This window comes from Symploca atlantica LB2515 (genome assembly GCF_052546295.1).
The window spans coordinates 3,966,763-3,990,316 of the sequence record NZ_JBQWMT010000001.1 but is presented as its reverse complement, the minus strand read 5'-3'; the positions used below and the strand labels follow the sequence as shown (position 1 = coordinate 3,990,316).

The following is a 23,554-nucleotide window of genomic DNA, read 5'->3' as shown; positions in this document are numbered from 1 at the left end:
GCAGTGACAAAGGGCAATTGATAAATTCAAGATAAGTCAGTTTCTTAGATTTGAGTGTTTTTCACAACTACTTTTCTGTAGAGGCAATCTATCTATCGTTGTCAACTGCGATAATTTTACAAAGCAATAGCTCCCCTATAAGTTTCGGATTCGTAACTCTCATCAGAGATGCCAATCCCTTTTTGTAGGATGCACGAGTTGAGAGTTATCCAACTCTCGCAGTGCTTATATTTATCAAAAGGTTAACAGTTTTGAGCCAGAGATGTCTTGCCCTTTACAGAACAAAAATACATACCTAAATATTATGTTGTCCTTAACTATTACTCTTAACAATGAGCCGTGACGGCTACCATCGTCAGAAAGGTAAAATTTAAGAAATATTGCTGAAAACGTAAGGACACCATGAAAGCAAACGTCGAAATCTACACCTGGAGCAGTTGTCCCTTTTGTCTGCGTGCAAAAGCCTTGCTCGAAGAAAAGGACACTCTTTTTACTGAATACTGCATTGATGGCGATGAGGAAGCAAGGACTCAGATGGCTCAACGAGCCAGAGGGGGTCGCTCTCTACCGCAGATTTTCATCAATGACCGACACATTGGTGGCTGTGATGATCTATATGCCCTTGAAGCCCAGGGAAAATTAGACCCTCTTCTTCAAGAAGGAGCAGCAGCTAACTGACCTCAGTATATCGTAAGGGACGCTTTTGGCTGCGGCTACTACAATCGGCGGGATAATCGATGGTCTAGCCTTGAAAACTAATCACCTTTTGGCGGTTTAATGGAGAAAACGCTCCGAGCGCTCGTCCAACGATTTAAAGGATTTCCGGCGTGAAATTTGCTTTCATCATTGACCCCATCTCCAAGCTTGACCCTGGCCATGATACTAGTGTTGCTCTTATGGAAGCAGCACAGGCTCTAGGTCATGAAGTTTGGGCGACTCAGGCAGAAAAGTTGAGTGTTGTTAACTCTCAAGCATGGGCTCTTGTGGAGCGAATGCAGCTTAAACCAGCTCAACTGGTTGAGGGACGCTGGATGGTAGATGAGCAGTGGTACGCTATTGCAGAAACTGTATTACGACCACTGGAGGAAATGGATGCTGTTTTCCTGCGGACAGACCCACCAGTGACGATACCTTATCTGTATGCCACTTATATCTTGGATTACGTTAATCCAGACAAAACTCTGGTGATTAATAAGCCATCAGGGCTACGGGCAGCCAACGAAAAAATGTATGCCCTTCAGTTTAAGGAAGTAATTCCAGAGACAATTGTCAGCCAAGATAAGCTCTTTATCCAAAAATTTGTTGAGCAACAAGGGGCAGCAGTTCTCAAACCATTGGGGGGCAAAGCAGGAGAGGGAATTCTCTTTCTAGAACCCAATGACCGCAACTTTAATTCGCTAGTGGAGGTAAGTACATTTCGCGGTCGTGAGCCAGTAATGGTTCAAGCTTATCTGAGTGCTGCCAAAGAGGGAGACAAGAGGATTATTCTACTCAATGGCGAACCAATTGGAGCTGTAAATCGCATTCCTACAGGCAAAGAATTTCGCGGCAACATGGCTGTAGGTGGTAGAGTTGCTGCCACTGAGATTACTCCCCAAGAACAGAAAATCTGCGCTATTGTTGGTCCAAAGCTTAAGCAGGATGGCTTGTATTTTGTTGGCATTGATGTAATTGGGGGCTACCTTACAGAAGTTAATGTAACTAGCCCCACTGGCATCCGCGAGATTGACAGATTAAATAATACTTGCTTGGGTAAAGAAGTAATTGCCTGGGTAGAACAAACCAAACGGATCAATGGCTATTGAATAATGAATAATGATATTGGTGTAGCAATTGTTGGCACAGGGTTTGGCCAAAAAATTCATATTCCTGGCTTTCAGGCTCATCCTCGAACCCAAGTAGCTGCTATTTATCACCGAGATATTGCCAAAGCAAAAGCAATTGCCAATACCTATAATATTCCCCATGCTGGCGATCGCCTTGAAGATCTCCTAGCACTACCAGAGGTTAAAGCTGTAAGCATTTCAACACCGCCATTTCTTCACTATGAAATGGCAAAAAAAGTGCTACAAGCGAGAAAGCATCTCTTGCTGGAAAAACCGATGACCCTTAAAGCAGAGGAGACACGGGAACTCTACCGACTAGCCGCAGATGTGGGTGTGGCGGCGATGCCAGATTTTGAGTTTCGCTTTGTTCCAGCGTGGCAGCTACTAGCAGAATATCTGGCAGAAGGCTATGTGGGACAAAAGCGCCTGGTCAAAATTGACTGGCTAGTATCAAGCCGTGCTGACCCTCAACGTACCTGGAATTGGTATGCTCAAAAAGACAAGGGAGGAGGTGCCTTAGGAGCTGTTGCCTCTCACGCTTTTGATTACATTAATTGGTTGTTTGGCCCAGTGCGTCGCTTATGCGCGCAGTTGAGTACAGCCATTCCAGAACGACCAGACCCCAATATGGGTGGTACATTGAAGCCTGTGGATGCTGATGATACTTGTCTACTAATGCTAGAGTTAGCCGATGGCACTCCCTGTCAATTTTGCCTTAGTTCTGTGGCCTATCAAGGAAGAGGACACTTTGTTGAGGTCTACGGCGACGCTGGTACTTTAGTTTTGGGTAGCGACAATCAAAAGGACTATGTGCATGGGTTTCAGCTTTTGGCAGCACCCGCAGGTAAAGCGTTAGCCCCTGTGGAAATACCCAAACGTCTAGCATTCCCTCAAGTTTATACTGATGGACGTCTGGCACCTTTTATCCGGGTTGTTGACCAATGGGTACAAGGAATTGACACGGGTAACGTCATGACGCCTTCACTACGAGAAGGGGTTTATTCGCAGTTGTTGATGGATTTGACCCATCAATCCCATGAAACAGCTAGCTGGGTAGAAGTACCGAATTTATCAGAGTTTCTCGCTGGTAGCGTTTAGTGTGCTTGACCGCTCAGAAGAGAAAATTGGTGAGGGCAAATGGAAAATGTAAAATTGAGCTTTTAATACCAGAATCTGGCTTATAACCTCAGTTTTTCATTAACCATTTAGCAATGTAACCAGTCTCTTTTATGGTTTAAAAATCAAGAAAATAATCACCTCAAGAAGCACGAATTCCCAGGAAAAAACAAGCTCTCTCAAAAAAATGAGAGAGTTTCATAACCTTAGCTTAATAGCCAGCCTGATACCCAATAAGTTATACTGATTTAAGTTCAGTAAGGCTACATTAAGTGAGTATCTTGTCACCGCTCAATTAAACTCACTTTACCAACTTGTTCTCAAGTCCTGCCGACCGACAATGGCCGTTATGGGAGCGATGACTCTTTAGAAAGACAAGTGCTTCATCAGGGCGAAGACTAATTTGAGGGATATCACCTACGATTAGCACCCATCTGTCTGCTACTAACTGCAACTTCCATCTTTCTGTTTTTTGCTGAGGAAGGATCTGGCACTTATTGTGATGATCACATTGGCACACAAAATTCCAATCCTCTGCTTTACCTAATATCTCCTCGATCATATTTAAGCAAACCAAAATTTAGCTTCGTCTACAGCTTCTAATTTCTTAGAAAAACCTGAAGCAGATCAATCTACTCAGTCTTACTTTTACTGAGTGAACCTTAGAAACTTTTTACAACTGACTAAGTAGGTGGGTGTAGAAAAAAAAGCGAACCGCTCAGACAGCAATAGTAGGACACGGGTGTTTGCTTCCAAATCTACCCCGCAAGCTTTTCAACTCCCGACCAAGAGACCACCGTTGACGCCTGTGCATTCTTCCCAACCTACATCTATCTCAGTTTACAGTCTATCTGTTCAAAAGTATTTGATACTACTTAATTGTTAAAGATCGGCTTTTAGCTACTAGTCTTTCTTTGATGTCAGGAAATATTCTTCTCAATCACCATTTCTCTGAGATCTCCTCAAAAGCTAGTCACGCCCTACTCAATGACCCTATTTTATTGGTATACATTTACTAATTTGGCTAGTAGGATAGGATGATTGAGAAGTAACCCTAAGCATCTTGTATCTTGGGGTTGAAGTGGTTAGAAATGCAAGTTGTGCATTGAGGTAGTCACAACCATACTGTTTTCGCGGCACTTGGGAAATAGAGAGCTTATGCATTCTAACTAGCAGTGCTTTATGCCAGTCGGGTTCGAGTTTGACACATAAGTTTTGATATTTCTCGATCTCACTTCAGGGGTTTGTCAAGGTTCCTGCGTTGCTTGAATGTTAACTATTATTTTTTTCAAAGAGCTAGTGCATTCCCGACATTAGGTTTCTGGGGTACAGCATCTTGGCAGGAACTTACAAAATAGTTCAACTGCCTAACTATCAGTTCTATAGTATTTTTAATATCAGATTTTTCGTCTAGTTAAGACTGATCAAGTCAATAGCTTCGGATGCAATATGTCAACCTTCAAAAAAATTACTCACGTTATCTATGATTTGGACGGTTTACTGCTCGGAACAGAATCTTTACATGCACAGGTTAATCGTCAGATGGCTAGCCGCTACGGCAAAACTTTTGACAATTCAGTTAAATTAAAGATAGCCGGAAGAAACGCCCTAGATTCAGCGCAGATTATCGTTGATATGTTAGAGTTGCCTTTAACTGCCGAGGGCTATCTTGAAGAGAGAAACGCACTGATTTATGAGTTATATCCCCAAGCAAAACCACTTCCAGGTGCGGTTCGCTTAACCCAACATCTCTATCAGTATCAAATTCCTCAAGCAGTAGCAACCAGTTCTGCCCGTCGTCCCTTTGAACTAAAAACTACTCATCATCAGGAATGGTTTGCCTTGTTTGAATGTATTGTGCGAGGTGATGACCCCGCTATTAACCAAGGCAAACCAGCACCTGATACTTTCTTGATTGCCGCACAGCGCCTAGGAACCTTACCTGAGCAGTGTTTAGTGCTTGAAGATTCCTTAGCAGGTATGGAAGCTGCTTTAGCGGCGGGAATGTCCGTCGTTGTTGTTCCTGACCATGAGATGGATAAACAACTATATGGACAAGCTCACCAAGTCCTTAATTCTTTGGCTGACTTTGAGCCGCAGTTGTGGCAGTTGCCAGCATTCGATTAAAACCGAGCAGGAACAGCTCTCACCTATTCTCTGTATTTACACCGTAAGGCGTTGCCTAGTTGGGCGATGATTTGAGCTGTTCGGCGATTTTTTGCCCCCTGATCTCCCTTGTCCCTTGTTCTTCATTTATCTCCTGATGTAGAACGCGCGCCGTGAAATCTTTCCGGGGGGTTTTAGCCCCCAGCTACCTTTAGATTTTAGATATGAGAAAAGAACTTCAGTTGTGACTGCTTGTAAAAACCCAAAACTTTATTGGTGTAAGCAGCAGTTGAACCACTACTGTATTGATTCGGGTCGCCAGTCATCCACCAGGAAGCTGCACGTTGTACGGCGACGGACTCATCATTGCTACTGGCATTGTACTGCTCACCAAGTACATCGCGCATCACACACACCAAAATTGCACGGGCAGTTACAGGACTGGCTTCAAATTGCGTTGGTGTTAGTTCCTTTTCGGTGCATTGTTTAGACCAACGAGGAATATTTTCCGGTTTGATTTGCCACTCACTGTAAAGACCGTCGTTTTCAGTCCCAGTTTGTGGTGCTGCTAGTCGCAGTGCTTCCACCAGTGCCGCTACTTGGGCATCGGAAACCGGGCTGTTGGCTGATGAGCGTGTTCTGGTTTGAGGCTTGGGAGCTGCCGGCTGTTCCGAGGGTTGGGCTGCTGTTGGCTGAGAGGGAGTGTCAGGCTGCTGAGTCCCTGCACTGTTACGCTGTTGCTGGTAGAATTGCGCAACTTTCTGGATATAAGATCGGGTGTAATCATTAGGTGGGTTACTATAGCGACTAGCATCACCAGTCATCCACCAGGAAGCTGCACGCTGCACTGCAACAGACTCATTGTTACCACTGGCACTGTACTGATCCTTAAAGACATTACGCATCACGCATACGAGAATTTCACGGGCGGTTATTGGGCGAGCTTCAAACTGCCTGGGCGTAAGTTCCTGTCCAATACATTGTTTAGACCAACGGGGGATATTCTCCGGCTTGATTTGCCAATCACTATACAAACCGTCGTTCTCAGTGCCAGTTTGCGGTGCCGCTAATCGTAGTGCTTCTACAAGTGCGGCTACTTGGGCATCAGACACTTGCTGGGCTTTGACGGGCATTGTCCAAAGGCTAGCGCTGAGTACCGCGCCTCCGAGCAATAACCTGATAGCTTGTTTGACTAACTTTGAACTCATTAGCAGTCCTCAGTTGTAATCTCTTTTAACAGAATTGTTAACCGACATTTAAATTATTACTCTCTTCAAAGTATGTCATGCTATCCGCTGCTATCAACATCTGGGGAAATTTAGTATTTGCTGAAAGTTGATCAGGTGAGCTCAAATACGCGGCTAATGTCAACTAGGGAGTCATCGATGGTACGAGTTAAGCAGCTCATTTTTCCAGAGAAGACATATTATAAAGACGGTGACACGCTCGCTACCAAGCCATGGACACTTGCGCCATGCTATCAGTAGATCATCAACCATATCCCATCTCAACCACCCTTGACGCCAGTAAAGCCTGCACGAGAGGAGTACAAAAACATGCGCGATCAGTTCCAAAGACCTCAGATTACCAACATCACTTCTTGGTTGCTCAGAAATATGATGCTGCTCACCACAAGCGGTGCTGTATTAGCGACATTGTTTTTCAGCATTGGCGTTTGGCGTTCTGGAGCCCGCTTTTTTGACGGAATTAATCAGATTTTCAATGCACCACCAGCAAAACCGCAAGTTGATGTACGCTCCGTGGTAGTTAATCAAGTTCGTGGAGTGAGTGAGCTGACGACTTCTGTTTTTAGCATGGAGGCGGTTGTTCCTACTAGTCAGGAGAGAAGATTAGGAGGCTATTCTGTTGGTAGAACAACACTGCTCTATATTGCTTATGGTGAGGTGCGGGCTGGTGTTGACTTGGGAGAATTAAAACCCGAAAACGTGAGGGTACTCGGTGATACTGTTGAGCTCCGGCTACCAGCGCCTCGTATGCTTGATAGCAAGATTGACGTAACTCGTTCTCAGGTATACGATTATGACCGAGGTTTTCTGAGTTTTGGCCCTGATGTAGCGCCTCAATTGCAAATCTTAGCCCAACAAGAAACGCTCAAAAAAATTACTGCTGCTGCCTGTCGAGAGGGTTTGCTAGAAAAGGCAAATGACCGAGCGCAGATTGTGATCACACAATTATTAAATACTACAGGTTATAAGCAAGTCAACGTGACGACTCAAGCACCTCCACCGGGTACTTGTGCTTCACCAGGAACACAGGAACAAAGTTTAGGTGTAGGGCAGCCTGGAATTTAAAAATTAACACTTTAGCATTCAACCTGGTGATGTCATCCTCGTAACTCAAGCAATTTATCAAAGAAAGAACTTTGATGAGGTTGTAGTTATGACAACCAATTTTAAACACATATTACAGCACTTTGAAGCAACGATATGTGTTTGAAATTGGCAAGAAGCTCTCAAGGATTTTACTTAGAAACTCAGCCCTGGAACTTTGATTAAAAGGTGACTGTTTCTTAGATAGCTTATCATGTTTGATTATCTCTCCGGTGCCAACCTATTCAACCATTGCACTACCTCAGCAATTGGTTGCTTGGGGTCAAAGAACTGCAAAGGAATGTTGTTAAGAGGTTGAGCAGTAATCACACAAATTGCCCCATCAAACTTACTCAAAGCCTCTAGGAATTTCTTGCTAAACCCTACTCCACCTTGCTGGATGGATGTACTGTCATGGAAGAGTAAAATGACACGTTTATCACTCTCTAAGAGATCCCAATAAGCTTGTAGTTCTGTCATTGTTTTAGGTATACCATCATCACACCTCAGGCAGCCGCCCTTAACCATTTCTGTATAAATTTTGGCGGCAGGATTATCACGATCAATAAACTTACTGCCATCTATACAAATTAGTTGAATATTTTCGCTCAAGCTGGGATAGTTGCGAAGTGCAACTGCCAGACTCTGAGGTAATTCCGCAGGGTTAAGGTTGTGGTTTAAGGTGGTGAAACCAACAATAGTGGTTTCTATTAAATCTGGTGAATAATCAGAAATATCTTGAGTATGCCAAGCCTGATAAAAGTCTGGATAGCTCATAGTTTGGGCGCAGTACCAGATGAGTTCGTAACACTGATAAAATCGCTGAGCTTCATTTTTATATATTTCATCCGATAAGTCGTCTTTTAAGGCAACAATAATACGATTTAACTGTTCTTTACGTAAAACCTTTTTCAAGCTATCAGCTGCTTGCCAACCAATAGACTCATCTTTAAGAGACTGGATCAGTTGCACTAAAGCAGCGATCGCTGTTTCGTTCCCAGGGTCAATTTTTCCTAAACTATCAGCTGCTTGCCTAGAGGTATATTTATCTACAGTTGTATCAATCAATTGCATTAGTGCCATAATTGCACTAGGGTTCTTAGAGCCAATTTTCCCTAAGTTATAGGCAGCTTGTTCACGAGTATATTCATTATTAGTCGAATAAAGTAGTTTAACTAAAGCAGAGATTGCTGTAGGATTGCCGGCACCAATTTTTCCTAAACTATCAGCTGTTCGCCTGCGGGTTGATTCATCCTCAATTGAGTCAACTAATTGTACTAAAGCAGAAATTGCTCTGGGATTGCCCGCACCAATTTTTCCTAAACTATCAGCCGCTTGTCTGCGGGTTGATTCATTGTCAGTAGACTCCAGCAGTTGCACTAATGCCCTGATCGCTTGATGATTACCCATAGCAACTTCTCCGAGACTATAGGCTGCTAGCCAAAGGGTTTCTTCATCCTGAGTGGACTCCAGCAGTTGGACTAAAGCGGCGATCGCCTCTGGGTTAACAGTGCTAATTATTTCTAAACTATCAACCGCTTGCCTAGGAATTAATTGCTCTTCAAAAGATTCGCTTGGTGGTACTAAAACAGAGATAATTTCTTGAGAGTTTGCGTCAATTTTCCTTAAGCTATAGGTTGCTCGCCTACGGATAGATTCATTTTTCGTCGATTCCACCAGTTGCTCTAAAGCTGCGATCGCTTCTGGATTTTCTGTACCAATCTTCCCTAAACTATCAGCTGCTTGCCAGCGGATGTATTCACTTTCTGTTGAGGCAATCATTTCTACTAAAGCAGTGATCGCTTTTTGATTTCCGTGGTCAATTCTTCCTAAACTATCAGCCGCTTGCCAACGAATAGATTCATCTTCGGGAACTTCTAAAAGCTGCTCCAAAGCTGTGATCGCGTCTGGGTTACCTGTGCCAATTTTCCCTAATTGATAAACTGCTAACCAACGAGTGTATCCATCTTCAGTTAACTGAAGCAAGCGCACTAACGCCTTAATTACCTTGCTACGATTTGTTTCTGGTAATGTTGCTCTAGCTGCCTTCTCAATCAAATCAAAAAACTTCACCCACTCCTGTTTGGCTGCCTCAAAATCACCAAACCCCCACTTGATAAGTTCTGCAATAATTTCGTCACTTTGGCTACAATCAGCAAACTCGGCAATTCCCGCAGCAGCTAAAAAATAGGCTCGATACTCATAAAATCCCTTGTATCTATAGCCATTAAAACAAAATTCTCCACACCCATCGTCAAACTCCAACAGCGCTTTAATAAACTCTTCCTTACACTTTCTTGCCACATTTTTGCGTCCCAGCCAGAGTAAAATAACCTCTCTCCACTGGGATTCAAAAATGCGGTAAGTGCCTTCCCAGGGAAGGGGAATACCAAGAATAGGAGATGAAAAATCTGGCCCACTCCCAAACTTGTGATTGAAGAAAAACTGCCAATCTTCAATCGCTTGGGCTGCAAAATATTCTTGGAATGTGGGATGATAGAAAGCGTAGAGCTTTTCACCCCAGTGTTTTGCTTCTGCCGCCACTCCTACTTGATTTAACCAGCCTAACTGGAGTGCCAAATCAAACAAACCTTCATCTGGCTTACCCAACACTGAACCAACGAGACTATGGCGCAATCGGAATTTAGTTTTTTCTTGAGTGAGTGCTCGGATCGCCAATTCCCCTAATGCCTTGTTCAACTGTTGCCGCTCGGTTAAAGTTGTAGGAAATCTGTCTTGTTTCCATTCATAAAGTGCTTCGGCAAACTGCTGGTAAAGTCCTGCTTTAGTATTAGGCAATTCTCCTTGTGCTAGAGCCCAAGTACGACACAACAGTGCCAAGCGCAGAGGATTTTTAACTGCATCCTTAATCCGCTCTAATCCTGGTTGATTTAACTGGCTTCTCAACTGCTCAGCTAGTGCTGGTTTGTCCTTAAACCAACTACGAATAAATTGTCCTACCTGATCCGGTGTTTGGGCATCCCCATAGCTAAAGTCTAAATTGCGATAGGTATCAAAGGCTTCTAGAGCATTCTTCGCTGCATCCCAAACATTGAGCCGACAAGTAAGCACGACTCTGGCATCTGCTACCCAACCCATTAACTGTTTAGCAATTGCTTGTAGAGGTTCTCCCCCTGTAGTTGACCCCATCACCATCTCATCAACCGCATCTAACAGCAGCCATACCCGTCCACTGTTAAACAAATCGCCGAGAGCTTCCTGCATGGTTTCTGTGATGCGTACCTTTCGGGTAGCAGCTTTCAGCCAATCCTGAAGCAAGTACTCCTCCAGGGTTTTCTCTTGCAAGTCTGCCAAAGAAATCCAAATTGGCACATCAGAGGTGTGGTTGATCACCCAGGCTGCAATCTTCTGTAAAAGTGTAGTTTTTCCAGCACCTGGTTCTCCCAAAATGGCAATTTTGCGGCTATGTCCCTGGCGTAAAACTTGCTCAAAAAACTCTTCTTGTCTAAAAGTCTGGTTAACTTCATCCTGACTAGAAACAAAATCTGCCCAGACATATAACTGCGAACCCTGTTCTGGGAAAACATCGCTACTACGCCGCACTCGCTGCTTGCGTTCCACTAGTCCCAAGGGTACATAAATCTCATCTAGTTCAAAGGCTACTCCATCCCCAGTCGTTAGGGGATTAGTAGTCAGACGCCCCTGATTTTGAGCTTCTAGCATCCGAGAGGCAACTTGCCGCCAATCGATGTCTAAATCAATCTGTTGAGGCGTTTGAGGCTCTGGAGGAGGCGAACCTGCTTCTGGAGATATTTCTTCTTCAATGTAAGCGATCGCTTGCCAGTCCAAGCCCAATTTTTCGCTGATTTCCACAAAGTTTAAATAATCAACCGGTTTCCCGGTAAAAAACCTGGTGGTGGTGGTGCGAGAGATGCCTAGCTCTATAGCCAGAGAATTTTGGCTAGGAAAGCCATGACTCCTCAGAGCCAGTTTAATTGTGGCAATGCACTCTGGAGCAACTCTGACTGACCGCGACATAGCTTAATCAACAGACATTTGCTCACATCATATCGACTTTCTTTTCACTCAAGTAAAGATCGGCACTTAAGAAGTCAAGCACAACTCAAGCAATCCCAATCGTTATCTGGAGCATTGACCGAGTTTGATGAATATATACAAGGATGATTCCCATCCGAGACTACCAAAGATTAAACGATACAGGAGTTACTCATGAACTTTAAGTACTTGGCACCACTAACCGCAATCTTGTTGACTACAGGCTTTGGACAACAAGTAACACAGGCTCAATCCAGCCAACTAGCTACAGACTCACAGGTTAACAATACTCATTTACCGCACTTTCAGCTCAGCTTCAATCGACAAACTTACTCAGTACCTGCACCACCAGATAGCCTAGGGAGCCCTGACCATCGAGAGCCGGCTGGAGCTCGTGCTGTACAATCCCCTAGGAAGCTGGCATCAATTGCACTGTAATGATTAAACTTCTTCCAGTTGCACCTAAGATGCTGAGACTCTGCTGCTGGCGGTTATCAAATATCTCAGTCTGGAATACAGTTTTAAAGATGCCTTCTAGATTCTCTCGCTAGCAGCGATCGCATTTATTTTAAGATAATCGAAATTTTTCTTCGTCTTGGCAATATCAATGTGAGCAAGCTATCAAACATTTGCCAAAGTTCAGTGGATAATAATAGAAACTTTCAGATAGCAGTTAAATTAACCTGAAACACCATATCGTTAAAGTCTTGGTCACCGCCTCCAAATAGATCCTCAAACCCGAAGGTGTTGTCTCCTAACAGGCGGATGTGGTCAATTCCATCTGGGTTAGCTTCTAAGTAAGGAAAGTAAGCTGAGATGTCAGTCTCTTGCTGATTGCTGGAGTTTTGAGCAAGAAACTCGTCAGAGGTCGCATCAGCAATGAGGTACGGTACTAAAATAGCCCCTGGCTCCAAGTTTACTGAGGACATGCCGTTGCGGTCAAATTCCCATAGACTTCTTTGAATAGCGGCTTTGGCATAATCATCATCACCAGGCAGTAGCTGACCAACTTGACCTTCTTGATTATCAACCCAATACAGACCAACAAAATTATCAAAGGCGGCTTGGCTGTTAACTATCAACTCAGCAGATACCTGACTCCTCAGTTCACGAATATCAATGATTTCTCGTTTCTGCTGGCTTTGAAGCTTTGTTCCTAGCCTGGGAGACTCTTGCGTTAGTTCAACTGTCATTACGAGATCATTGAAGTCAGCATCACCGCCACCTAGCTGATCTTCCCAATTGAGGTTTATGCTCTTCTCATCTAGTTCTGAAGTCTGCAAATAGTTTAAACTACCTTCATTGGCACCAACTAAACCCAAAAACACCTTGGTCGGAGTCTTCCCAGCAGCTAAGTCAGTTACTACGCTGTCTGTACTACTGTTTGGCACTAGGTAAAAACCTAAGCGATCGCCAGTGTCAAATCCTTCTAAGATACGAGTGGGATTAGCAAACCCTGAAGGATTGGCAAGAGCCGAGAAGATTACTTTTCCTCGGTTAAGGGCTTGTGCTAAATAACCAGGTTTTCCCGGAAGTATACCGTTAATTGAACCTTCGTTGTCATCGACCGTAAACAATCCAATCTCGTTAACATTCTCTGCCTGATTCTCAATTAGGGTAAATTTGAGTTTAGCTGGAGAGGAGTTACCAACAATTTCAAAAACCTGATTATCTTTGAGACTAAGCGTTTGTGATGTCAGTAAGTCATCACTCATGCCAGCAACGATAATTGAAAAAGATTGAGTGCTTTTGTTACCACTAGCATCTTGGACTTCTAACTCAACAGTTTGCTCACCGAGGTCATCACTGGTGGGAGTACCTGTTAAACTAGCAGTGCGATCGCCGTTGTCAATCAAGTTGAGCCAAGTAGGTAGAGTTAGGGCGGTTATGTCCAGAAGATCCTCAGCTTCAGGATCCGTGATATTGATGTTGTAGGTGTAGGGGATATCTTCCGTTGCGCTAGTAATCGGGGGACTGGTAAAGCTGGGAGTATCGTTGACTTCAATAATTAATTCATTAGTAGTGCCATCAGTGCCGAAATTACCTAAGCTGTCAGTGGCAGTAACTTCCACCTCATAGATGCCTTCCGTTAAGCTAGGGGCCAGATTATCCTCTAAAGTCCAAGTACCGTCACCGTTGTTAGTCGCACTGTAGCTGGTGCCATCAACAGTTACCTCTACTATGGCGGTGGTATCATCGACTGTACCTGTTATTTGTGGCTCACTGTCGTTAGTACTCAAACTATCCACACTCACCGCAGGCGCAGCCGGATTGATCACGAGTTCATTAATTGAAGCATCAGTGCCAAAATTGCCTAAGCTGTCAGTAGCAGTAACTTCAACTTCATAGGTGCCATCGGTCAAAATAGAGCCAATAGTATCATCTGGTAAAGTCCAAGTGCCATCACCGTCATTGGTAGCGGTGTAATTAGTGTCGTTAACACTGACTGTTACTGTGGCAGTGGGGTCATCAACAACACCTGTTAATGGCGGCGTGCTGTCGCTGGTAGTAAAGGGAGTAACTCCCACTACAGGAGATACAGTGTCGATGGTGTAGAGTTCTCCAGTAAAGTCACCATCGTTGACAGCAACGCCGCCTAACGCCAGGTTTAAGTTATTGTTGATGGAGTTATCATCTACCAGATTTAATCCCAGCGAACCCTCCCCTTCACCAGTGTTCACGGTTACGGTGTAGGTGTTACCACTGATGGGAGTAACTGAGGCAATTGAAGCTTCGGTTATGTTGGTGGGTGCTAGAACAAAGTCTGTTTGATCCACCCCACTAACATCATCGCTAAAAATAACGGTGAAATCTACCGTAGCTGCATTGGTGGAGTTGGGTTCAGCCGGAGTAATTGAAGTAACTACAGTGAAATTTTCGTTGTCTTCAACGTTGACATTGAGGGTGCTAGAAGTGACCAAGGCACCGTTAATTTTAAAGGGAACGTTGTTGGTACTGTTGTATAAGGAATTGGGATTATTTGAGGTAACAGTATGAGTGATAACGCCAGAGTGTATAGCAGTTTCTGCATCTGAGTCATCAAATGCCTGAACTGTCACTGTTTGGGGTTGATACCAATTTTTGATAGTAAACGTTAAAGTGATGCTTGTACCTTGACCAGACCCTAAGTCAAGCTGAGCATCTGGAGTAATAACAATGCTCACGTTGTCAGTCGGTTGGCTGCTCAGGAAAATGGTATATTGGTCAACGGCACCGCCTTCCGCTACGCTGGTACTGCCGTCAGTTTGGGTGATAATAACTTGGGCATTTGGCTCACCTGGAGTTCTGCTGTTGCCGTTAGCTGGATCATTATTGGTATCTTTAGACCAGTTATTATCAGTGGTAATACCTGTGGCATCTTGACCTAAGTACAAGAATGTACCATTACCCCCAATGCCTCCTACAGATGGAGAGGGTGGAGTAGTCTGAATACTGGCATTATTGGGGAGAATATTATAGAACGTGGCTAGGGCATCAGCAGTTGTATAGTTTGAGGGTGTGCTATCTGCTGTGAAGAAGCCGCTTGCTTCACTCATGAGCACTGGCACATCACCGGGATTAGTATTACCAAATGCTCCTCCAGTAGTACCCGATGCCCAAAAATTGAAACCTGTAGTTGAGGGAGCAGCCGTTATGGCATAATCTCCAGTGGCATTGATTGAGGGGATAAGCAGCTTATAGTCGCCATTAGCTGGATCGAAGGTTGTTTTAGGAAACAGATTATCATCGGGATCTCCGGCATTATAAATTACTAGAAAAGTACCGACTGGTAAACTAGCAAAACCAGAACCGCTTAACCGTAGTCGCGCCATGCCGCGATTCGTGTCAGCTAATACGGCATTTTGAATGTTGACTGTAGGATTGCTGCCGTCGCCTAATATTAGAAATTCTACCCATTCTTTACCCCCATTAGTTCCTTGCGACCATTCATTGATAATCAGGGGGTATGGGTTGACAAAAGTAGGAGCATTGCTGGGAATAGTATTAGAGATGTTAGCATCACTAGCTGTGGTTAAAATAGTACTGCCAATTGCAGCGTATTTATCTGAATTATTTTCGCCGAAAGTACTAAACAAGTCAGAGTTTTGCATAGTAAAAATTGTCATGAGAGAGCTGTAGGTTTAAGGGCGCAACTAGATTTTGTACTTGTGCCGAGATTTGACAAAATCAAGAAGAAAAATTGGGGACAGGCAAAAGTTATATAAATCTGTAATTAAAAAGCAAAATTTATACAGTGAGCGATGCTGACTAATGTCAGAGACTGCATAATGCTTGAATTTCTGATTATTATAAAGCCATCGATTTTTTAGTTTAGAAACATTTTTTTCGTGTAGAAAGGATAAAATTACGTAAATCTTGTAATCGGTATGTGGGTAAATTTACGGAGGCAAACTCACAAGATTCTTTGAGAAGTACGAATATAGAAGATTTTTTAACTGAACGAACCATACTTCAAAGGCAAATATTTTTTACCTCTTGATAAATAGCCAATTTTATGATCCGTACTGGACTAGGTTTTACAATAAAAAAAGGCGGCATTTAAGCCACCTAGCACGCTTTACAGAATTTTTAGTTAAGAAAATTTCAATTAAGCACCCGCTGGAACCAAATCAACTTCACTTGCTCCGCCGGTTTCTCCCTCACCAGATGTGATTTGCTCACCATTTACTTCGACTGCTAAAGGTGTGTTGGATAGGTTGACATTGTAGTCAGTTTTGTCATTTGTATATCCAACACTAGCAACCATTTTGCGGCCTTCATCTGTGTAAAGGAAAGCCAACATTTGATTTTTCTGTTTCTCGTTATCGAAAGCCCAAATTACCATGTATTGTTGTCCTTGATAATCAAAAATCTTAGGAGGGCGATTGGGTGTGTAACGACCAGGATTACCAAAGCTGGAATCAAGGAATCCTTGTACGGAATCAGCTTCTACGCTTACGTAAGTTACTTCCGCATCAGAAGTTGCTTCAGAATCTCCCTGGCTTTCATCCACTGGTTCTTCTTTACCACGATTGCGTAAATAATCTACTGCAAATTTAGTACCAACTGCACCAGCTGCAGCGACGCCAGCGCCAATTAGTATGTTGCGAAGTTTATTACTTTTAGCCATGTTTTCACCTTGCAATCATTTCATTCATTTCATTCCGTTTGCTCTTGAGCAAACCTCTTTAAGATATAGTCTTAAAAGGTACTTTTGGCAAGGGAAACTCTTTTTTTTGGGTCGGTGGCTAAAGAGTAATTTGGACTATCAAGAATTGCCCTGCGTTGACAGCTAAATTTCTTAAAGTATTGGCATAAGTTACCTTGATCACCTAGTAGGTTATTTAGCACAATTGCCGCACGCTACTGCTCAAATATGCTTTGATAGCTAAAGATGGATTTTCTTTAAGTATTCTTAACAATTCTTTAAACACAGCGCGATCTCTGCCAGTCTGAGCTAGTTAAGAGGAAACGCAGAAAATTTATAGTGACTCAGATCTTGCTGTAAGTTGTTTTAACCCCAACCTTAGCTCCATGAAGGGCGAGGGAGCTAAGTTCTTCCTTAATCTACTACGCCCTGGGTGTATACTCAAAGCGTCTTAGAGTGTGGTTAAAAGGTTGAGATGACTGAATGCTATATTCAGCGTATCAGCGTCTATCTGTGAAGGTAGTATTTATGACTCAAGAACTAATCGACCTAAGAACTAGCATCTTAGAAGGACGTTATGCAGATGCTTTGGTGATTGTGGATGAGTTAGAGGGAATGAGTAAACAAGCAATCCTCCGTAATCTTGAATCTTTTCTGGTCAGAATGCTGGTTCATTTAATTCAAAACTAAATTGAGCAGCGTTTAACTAATTTTTGGGCAGCATCAATTTCAGATTCTCTCCGACAAATTCAAAAATTAAATCTTATAAATCGCAAAGAAAATAAAATATCTTACTATATCGCTAAAGATCAATGGGATTCTTATCTAGAAGAGGCAATTGAGGCGGCAATTCGTTCTGCAAGTGCGAAAGTTCTCGATGGTGCATATAATTCTTTTCAACTTTCAGAGTTGGTGGATAGGGTCGAGATAATTATAACTGCTCAGAGGTTACTCGATTTAATGTATGAACATTCGCCAAAGGTTTTACTAGCAATTATTGATGATAATTTAGTTCAGTTACCAGGTGGAGAAGAGTGGAAAGAGGGTAGGCGATAAAAGCGGCTCTCTTGCTACTAGTTTGGAGTTGGGTATGCTTTGGTTGATGAAGTTACTTACAAGCTATAGCGATTACATCGAAGGTTTGGCTGTCAGCAAAAGAGGGCAGCATCAATCAAGATTTCTCAAGAATTAGTTCTATCTTGCTATCTCGCAGAACGAGACGCATTCTTGAGGAATGGATGGGCAACTAGTAATAGGTAATTCAGTATAAAAGTACTACTCTAATCAACTGCTATCAGTGATAGTAATTGGTTAACAGCGACGAATAGTTTGGCAAGATAACACTAATCTGAAAACAGCAACCAATAATTTTGTCATTAAAAACCTAAGTTGTTCAATTTCACAACTATAAGTTGACCTCTTAAGTCTCTGTAATACCTATTGTTATGTTGAGGAACTCAGATGAAAATTTCCTTCTAACAAGCATAGGCTGACACAATATGTCACTACAACCATAAATTGTCCAAACCTACAACCATAAGTTGACCAGTTGAGTCCCTGTGATATTTATTATTATGTTCAGTGTCTCGCATCAAAATCTACTTCTAACAAGCATAAGTTGACCAGAAGTAGAAATACTAGGCATAAGTTGGCACAAAGTCGCAACCGTATCCCAGACACAAACCATAAGTAATTAGCCCTAACCAAGTCCCACTTCACTCCGATCAGCGACTTATGAGCTACCTTGCCAATTTTCAATTGCTCATAGCTATGCTATCTCTACTTGCCAACCACTTTGTAATATTTCTCAACAAAAAGCCTTTTAATGTAGAGAAAACTTATTTTAATTTATGGAAATTTTTGCCTATATTCAAAGAACTTACTCAACCTATTAAGTTAATTAGCCACCTGTGTAGCACTCATCAAATCCTCATCAGTTTCAAACCAACTTAAGTGTGAGGAACAAACAGTTAACTCAGGTAGCTCAGAAGAAAGAGGAGACTAGTGGATGCTCCCTGAAGACGAGTTCAAAAACTGGTGTCGCCGCCTTGACCTTTCGGAACTAGCGAGAAGGACTATAGAAGCAATTCGCTCATCCGAACCGTCGCGACTGGTCGGCGGGGGCAGGAAGAACGTTTCAGGACGCTATCCCAGCCGCAAGATGAGGAGAACTATTCAGTTTGAGTCACACCGTAACGAGCTAGCCCATATCTATAAACTAGAACACGACGAAGACGTAATAGAGTATTACGACCAACCTCCCTCCATTGATCTTAATTACTTAAGTAAGACAGGACGAAGAAATCGCCACCTACACACGCCGGACTTTTTCGTCATGCGAAAAAACAGCGCAGGTTGGGAAGAATGTAAGACACAACAGGAGTTACTCAAAAAAGCACAGGAGAGTCCAAATCGTTACCAGCTTGGAGAGCAGGGTAAGTGGCGGTGTCCTCCAGGCGAAGAGTACGCCCACCCACTAGGTTTATACTACTGTTTTCGCTCATCTGCTGAAATTGATTGGATATTCCAGAGAAACTTTGTGTGGCTGGAGGACTACTTCCAAGCCAAGTTACCGCAAGTAGATGAAGAGGTATCTCATGCCATCCTTTCAATTATAGAAGCCGAGCCAGGAATTGTCATGGCAGAGTTACTTAATCGTGTTGAGCAAGCTACAGTAAATGACCTCAATATCCTGATTGCTACTGATCAAGTGTACGTTGACCTCAGTGCAGTTCCCTTGATGCAGCCGGAGCAGGTGCAATTTTTTCTCGATGAAGAAGAAGCTTTTACTTATGCTCAAGTGACCAAGATTGCGCCCCCAGCATCTGGAAGCCAGGTTTGCGCCGTTAAAGTTAGTGTTGGAACATCAGTATCTTGGGACGGTGAAGACTGGCAGATTGTTAATACGGGCAACACATCGATTGGACTATTGAAAGAAAATGGTAAGTTTATCCAACTACCCAACCCAACATTTGAGGATTTAGTTGAGAAAGGACAAATCACTGGTCTTTTAGCCCCAAGCGAATCAAGCCTTAATGCCGAAGTTGAGGAAATACTCCGCAAAGCCAGTAAGAGAGACCGAGAAGAAGCCAATCGTCGCTATAAAGCAATTGAACCCTTCCTCAATGGCAACTCAAGCAACTCATCCACCAAGCCTAATCGCTCTGAACGTCGTTGGATTGCTAGCTACCGCGAAGCCGAAAAGATTTACCAACGAGGTTTCATCGGACTCCTACCAAACCATCGAGGGAAGGGAAACTACCAGCCGAAAATTAGTGAGGCAGTCCGAACTTTTATGGAGGCGTTCATTGAGGACAAGTATGAAACCTTCAAGCAGCAGTCTATTAACCGAGTTTACTCGTCCTTTAAAGAAGAATGCATCCAACAAGGAATTAAGCACCCAAGCTACGAATTATTTCGTCAAACCATTCACGACCGTCCTGCTTATCAGCAGACTCTAAAGCGCAAGGGACATCGAGCCGCCTATCAAGAGGAACCGTTCTACTGGCGCTTAGACAAGGAGAACACGCCTCCCCACGGTGAACGTCCCTTTGAAATCTGCCACATCGACCATACGGAAGCCGATGCCGAGTTAGTCAGCTCAATCATGGCGAATATTAGCGGCAACTTAGAGTCCTTGGATGATAACGACAATCTAGGTCGTCCTTGGGTGAGCTTCTTAATGGACGCCTACTCAAGACGAATACTTGCGGCTTACCTGACTTTCGATCCACCCAGCTACCGCTCCTGCATGATGGTTTTGAGAATTTGCGTCCAACGCTTTGGTCGCCTTCCCCAAATCATCGTAGTGGACAATGGTGCAGAGTTTAACAGCAGCGACTTTGAAACGCTCTTGGCTTACTACCGATGTACTAAGAAGCAAAGACCCTCAGCTAAGGGACGTTTTGGTTCAGTCATTGAGCGCTTTTTTGGAGTTGCTAACCAGGAATTCTGGCACAACTTAATGGGCAACACCCAGATTATGCGAAATGTTCGGCAGGTAACCAAAAGCGTCAATCCGAAAAATCAGGCAATCTGGACACTGGACAAGGTATACGAATACCTCTGTGAGTATGTTTATGAAGTGTACGAAACCTCACCTCATCCTGCCTTAAGGCAGAGTCCCAGAGACGCCTTCAATGCTGGCATAGCCAAAGGAGGTAATCGAGAGCATTTGCTCATTCCTCCAAACGTGTTCCGGCTACTAGCGCTCCCCTCGCCAACAGACCGAGAGGGGAAAAGAAAAGTCACGCGGCAAGGGGTAAAAATTAACCACCTCTACTACTGGCACAAATCCTTCAGTGGGATCAAGGTTCGGGACACAGATGTAGATGTGAAATACGATCCATTTGATATCACCGTGGCTTATGCCTACGTCAACAAAGAGTGGGTGAAATGTTCTTCAGGTTACCTTCAAGAACTCCAGGGTCACTCAGTACGAGAGTCGATGATTGCTGCCGCCGAGTTGAAAAAGCTTAACCAGATTCAAAATCGGCAATTTGGTGAGATCACAGGTAGAAAACTGGCTCAGTTCTTGGTCTCTGTGGAAAAAGAGGAGGTGGCTTTATCGCCACCTTGGAGAGAAGCAAAAAAAGCTGTGCTAGCGCAGCGCAAGCGGGATTTAGAAGTCAAGCAGTTACATGCACTGATTGACTGTGGTTCTGGGGAACAAGATCCTGATTCTTCTTTGAACCTTCTTGAAGAATCCCTCCACAATGAAAGTGAAAGTTTATCCCTGCCCGCAGAGTATCCTCCACTAGAAGATGATGGTTGGGAAAATTGTCAACCTCTGGAGGAATGGTGATGGCAACTGAGCAGGGATTTCCACCAGAATTACTCACTCAATCAGCACAACAGCGGTTAGATTACTTCAAGGCTCCTGACAAAACCGTAATGCACCAGAATCTGGAATTAGCATATAGCCAAGTCCGGCGTGCCATTCGAGAACCAGCAGGAGCCTCGATAATTCTGGTTATGGGTCCATCCGGTGTGGGCAAAACCACCTTACTGCGCTTGGTTGAGAGAAAGATTCTTGAGGAAAGTTTGCCACAAATGGAACTCGACCCTGGTTGGATTCCTATTGTCTGCGTCGAGGCAGTCGCACCAGGTAAAGATACTTTCAGGTGGAGAAACTTCTATAAACGTACCTTGATTGCCATCGACGAACCACTGATTAACGAGAAAATTAGCTATAGCGAAGACGGTATTCGTCGTGATACCGAGGGAAAACTAATTGTTAAGTCAAGGGCAACTGAAGATAGCTTGCGCTTAGCGATGGAACAAGCATTGTCTCACCGTAGACCTTACACTCTAGCGGTAGATGAATTTCAGGATATTGGTAAGATGGCTAGCCAAAAGGTTTTGGAGGCTCACATGGACTGCATTAAGTCAGCCGTGAATACTACCAAAATTCCCTGGACTGGGTTTGGGACTTATCAACTTCTCGACTTCCTCGAACTCAGTCCCCAATTAAGCCGACGTACTCGGATTATTCATCTGCCTCGCTACCGCCTAGAGCAGAATCAGGACATCAAGGAGTTTAAACGCTCTCTAAGACATTTACTGTACCGGATGCCACTGCTAGAAACGCCCATCCTCGTAGAAAAACACTGGGAGTATTTCTACGAACGCAGCATTGGCTGTATTGGTACACTTAAAAACTGGCTGGTACAAGCACTTGACCTTGCTCTTGAAGAAGGCGCAACTACTCTCACTCTCGATCATCTCGAACAAACAGCGAAGTTAACTTCTGAGTGCATACAAATGGCAAAAGATGCGATAGAGGGTGAAGAAAGACTCACCGATAGTAAAGATAATCAAAGCCAATTGCGTGAACTTCTGAACTTGAAACAACAAAAAGTTCGGGAGGAGCAGACTGACTCAGGTAAAGGCGATAAGCAACACAAAAATGGTGGCAAGTTACAGCTTCGGAGGAGGCGGCGAGTGGGTCAACGCAATCCCAAGCGAGATCCAGTAGCAAGTGATCATCATGAAAGTTGATGAATGCACTCAGCTTGAGATGTGGGATTTGCAAAAACTTGCTATCCCACCGCGCAGCCGTCTCTATCATTTAGAACCTATCGGAGTAGGAACACCTGATACAGAAAGCTTAAGCAGTTACCTGAGTCGATTGGCTCAAGAGCATTGTGTGACCTCCCAAAAGCTAATTAGGGGAGAAATCGCTCCACGAATGATGGGACAAAATTACGAATCTCCTCTCATTAAAAAGCATGTCAGTACTCTTTTCAGTAATAGTGATGCCAAGCCAGCCATAAATGGAATGAGGGCAAAGACAAAATCTCTTGTCGAAGCATTAGAACAGTTAACTCAGCGTCCAGATTTAAGCTTCTTAAGCCTTTTGACGTGGAAAGGAGTGATTAAAGAGAGAGGGTTGTTTCGTCAATATCGAGCCTGGTGTCCTCAGTGTAATCAGCAATGGCGACAAGAGAGTAAAGTGATTTATGAACCTTTGCTGTGGTCATTTAAAGAGGTCGATGTTTGTCTGCATCACCACTGTTTGTTAGTTGATGAATGTCCTCACTGTAGTTCTCGTTTACCTGTGATTGCTAATTCCTTACAATTAGGATTTTGTTCTAGATGTAAAGGGTGGCTTGGAAGCGCACAGGGAGAGAGTCCAGTATTAAAAACTGATGAGCTGGAATGGAATAAGTACCAGATAGGAAGTATTGGGGATTTGATTGCGGTTGCTCCTCAATTGGGCTATCAGCCTAAGCTGGAAACTTTGACGAAAAAGTTACAACTTATTTTGTTTGGTTTTGAAAGAGCATTTAGGCAAGATTTGACTCGGTTTATTAAATTAGGCAAGATTATGGAGCAACTGAAGATAGGTTTAGGGCAACATTATAATAAGCCGTTTCATCTGATACAGTTAGTTATTCCCGTTTGCTATCAAGCTGATATATCTCTTGCTCAATTATTTTTAGAAGACTTTAATTCATTAGGCGAAATTTTACTAAGCAATTTTCAGGTCAATTATCGCCTTACTTAACTGATATTGTTAATTTTTGACA

The 23,554-nt window shown here is 43.5% G+C and carries 13 protein-coding genes and 1 pseudogene; 10 read left to right on the top strand and 4 right to left on the bottom strand.

The window, feature by feature from the left end:
- Positions 1-402 precede the first annotated feature (402 nt).
- From grxC to ACT7WV_RS16630, 4 genes are all read left to right on the top strand, one after another.
- Complete coding sequence (gene grxC, locus ACT7WV_RS16645) at positions 403-678, top strand: glutaredoxin 3 (RefSeq protein WP_445103947.1); 276 nt, start codon at positions 403-405, stop codon at positions 676-678.
- A 149-nt stretch (positions 679-827) separates the two neighbouring features.
- Positions 828-1,805, top strand: a complete 978-nt coding sequence (gene gshB, locus ACT7WV_RS16640) for a glutathione synthase (protein WP_445103946.1) — start codon at positions 828-830, stop codon at positions 1,803-1,805.
- Between the two features lie 3 nt (positions 1,806-1,808).
- Positions 1,809-2,924 (top strand): Gfo/Idh/MocA family protein, encoded by a 1,116-nt coding sequence (locus ACT7WV_RS16635; protein ID WP_445103945.1) that lies wholly within the window; start codon positions 1,809-1,811, stop codon positions 2,922-2,924.
- Positions 2,925-4,391: 1,467 nt separating this feature from the next.
- Positions 4,392-5,069 carry an HAD-IA family hydrolase gene (locus ACT7WV_RS16630; protein ID WP_445103944.1) on the top strand — a complete coding sequence of 226 codons (678 nt, stop codon included), beginning with the start codon at positions 4,392-4,394 and terminating at the stop codon, positions 5,067-5,069.
- Between the two features lie 197 nt (positions 5,070-5,266).
- Here ACT7WV_RS16630 and ACT7WV_RS16625 read toward each other — a convergent pair whose 3' ends face one another.
- Positions 5,267-6,256 (bottom strand): hypothetical protein, encoded by a 990-nt coding sequence (locus ACT7WV_RS16625; RefSeq protein ID WP_445103943.1) that lies wholly within the window; start codon positions 6,254-6,256, stop codon positions 5,267-5,269.
- A 348-nt stretch (positions 6,257-6,604) separates the two neighbouring features.
- On the opposite strand from ACT7WV_RS16625, the gene ACT7WV_RS16620 reads away from it, so the two are divergent.
- Positions 6,605-7,360: a DUF4230 domain-containing protein gene (locus ACT7WV_RS16620; protein ID WP_445103942.1), complete on the top strand. Its 756-nt coding sequence runs from the start codon at positions 6,605-6,607 to the stop codon at positions 7,358-7,360.
- Between the two features lie 240 nt (positions 7,361-7,600).
- Here ACT7WV_RS16620 and ACT7WV_RS16615 read toward each other — a convergent pair whose 3' ends face one another.
- The gene (locus ACT7WV_RS16615) at positions 7,601-11,377 is read right to left on the bottom strand and encodes a HEAT repeat domain-containing protein (RefSeq protein ID WP_445103941.1); all 3,777 of its coding nucleotides are present in this window, start codon (positions 11,375-11,377) and stop codon (positions 7,601-7,603) included.
- 192 nt (positions 11,378-11,569) lie between these two features.
- Between ACT7WV_RS16615 and ACT7WV_RS16610 the strand changes: the two genes are divergently transcribed.
- A complete protein-coding gene (locus tag ACT7WV_RS16610) occupies positions 11,570-11,833 on the top strand; it encodes a hypothetical protein (protein ID WP_445103940.1) in 264 nt (87 codons plus the stop codon).
- A 224-nt stretch (positions 11,834-12,057) separates the two neighbouring features.
- Here ACT7WV_RS16610 and ACT7WV_RS16605 read toward each other — a convergent pair whose 3' ends face one another.
- Together ACT7WV_RS16605 and ACT7WV_RS16600 are read right to left on the bottom strand one after the other, a co-directional pair.
- Complete coding sequence (locus ACT7WV_RS16605; RefSeq protein ID WP_445103939.1) at positions 12,058-15,501, bottom strand: DUF4114 domain-containing protein; 3,444 nt, start codon at positions 15,499-15,501, stop codon at positions 12,058-12,060.
- Between the two features lie 482 nt (positions 15,502-15,983).
- Positions 15,984-16,505: a hypothetical protein gene (locus tag ACT7WV_RS16600; RefSeq protein WP_445103938.1), complete on the bottom strand. Its 522-nt coding sequence runs from the start codon at positions 16,503-16,505 to the stop codon at positions 15,984-15,986.
- A gap of 546 nt (positions 16,506-17,051) precedes the next feature.
- Here ACT7WV_RS16600 and ACT7WV_RS25880 point away from each other — a divergent pair.
- The 4 genes and pseudogenes from ACT7WV_RS25880 (at position 17,052) to ACT7WV_RS16580 (ending at position 23,532) form a co-directional block, all read left to right on the top strand.
- Positions 17,052-17,579, top strand: a pseudogene (locus ACT7WV_RS25880) (hypothetical protein).
- A 952-nt stretch (positions 17,580-18,531) separates the two neighbouring features.
- Positions 18,532-21,327, top strand: a complete 2,796-nt coding sequence (locus ACT7WV_RS16590) for a DDE-type integrase/transposase/recombinase (protein WP_445103936.1) — start codon at positions 18,532-18,534, stop codon at positions 21,325-21,327.
- Positions 21,327-22,523: an AAA family ATPase gene (locus ACT7WV_RS16585; protein WP_445103935.1), complete on the top strand. Its 1,197-nt coding sequence runs from the start codon at positions 21,327-21,329 to the stop codon at positions 22,521-22,523. The genes ACT7WV_RS16590 and ACT7WV_RS16585 overlap by 1 nt, the downstream gene beginning before the upstream one ends.
- Positions 22,513-23,532 (top strand): TniQ family protein, encoded by a 1,020-nt coding sequence (locus tag ACT7WV_RS16580; RefSeq protein WP_445103934.1) that lies wholly within the window; start codon positions 22,513-22,515, stop codon positions 23,530-23,532. The genes ACT7WV_RS16585 and ACT7WV_RS16580 overlap by 11 nt, the downstream gene beginning before the upstream one ends.
- Positions 23,533-23,554: the final 22 nt, after the last annotated feature.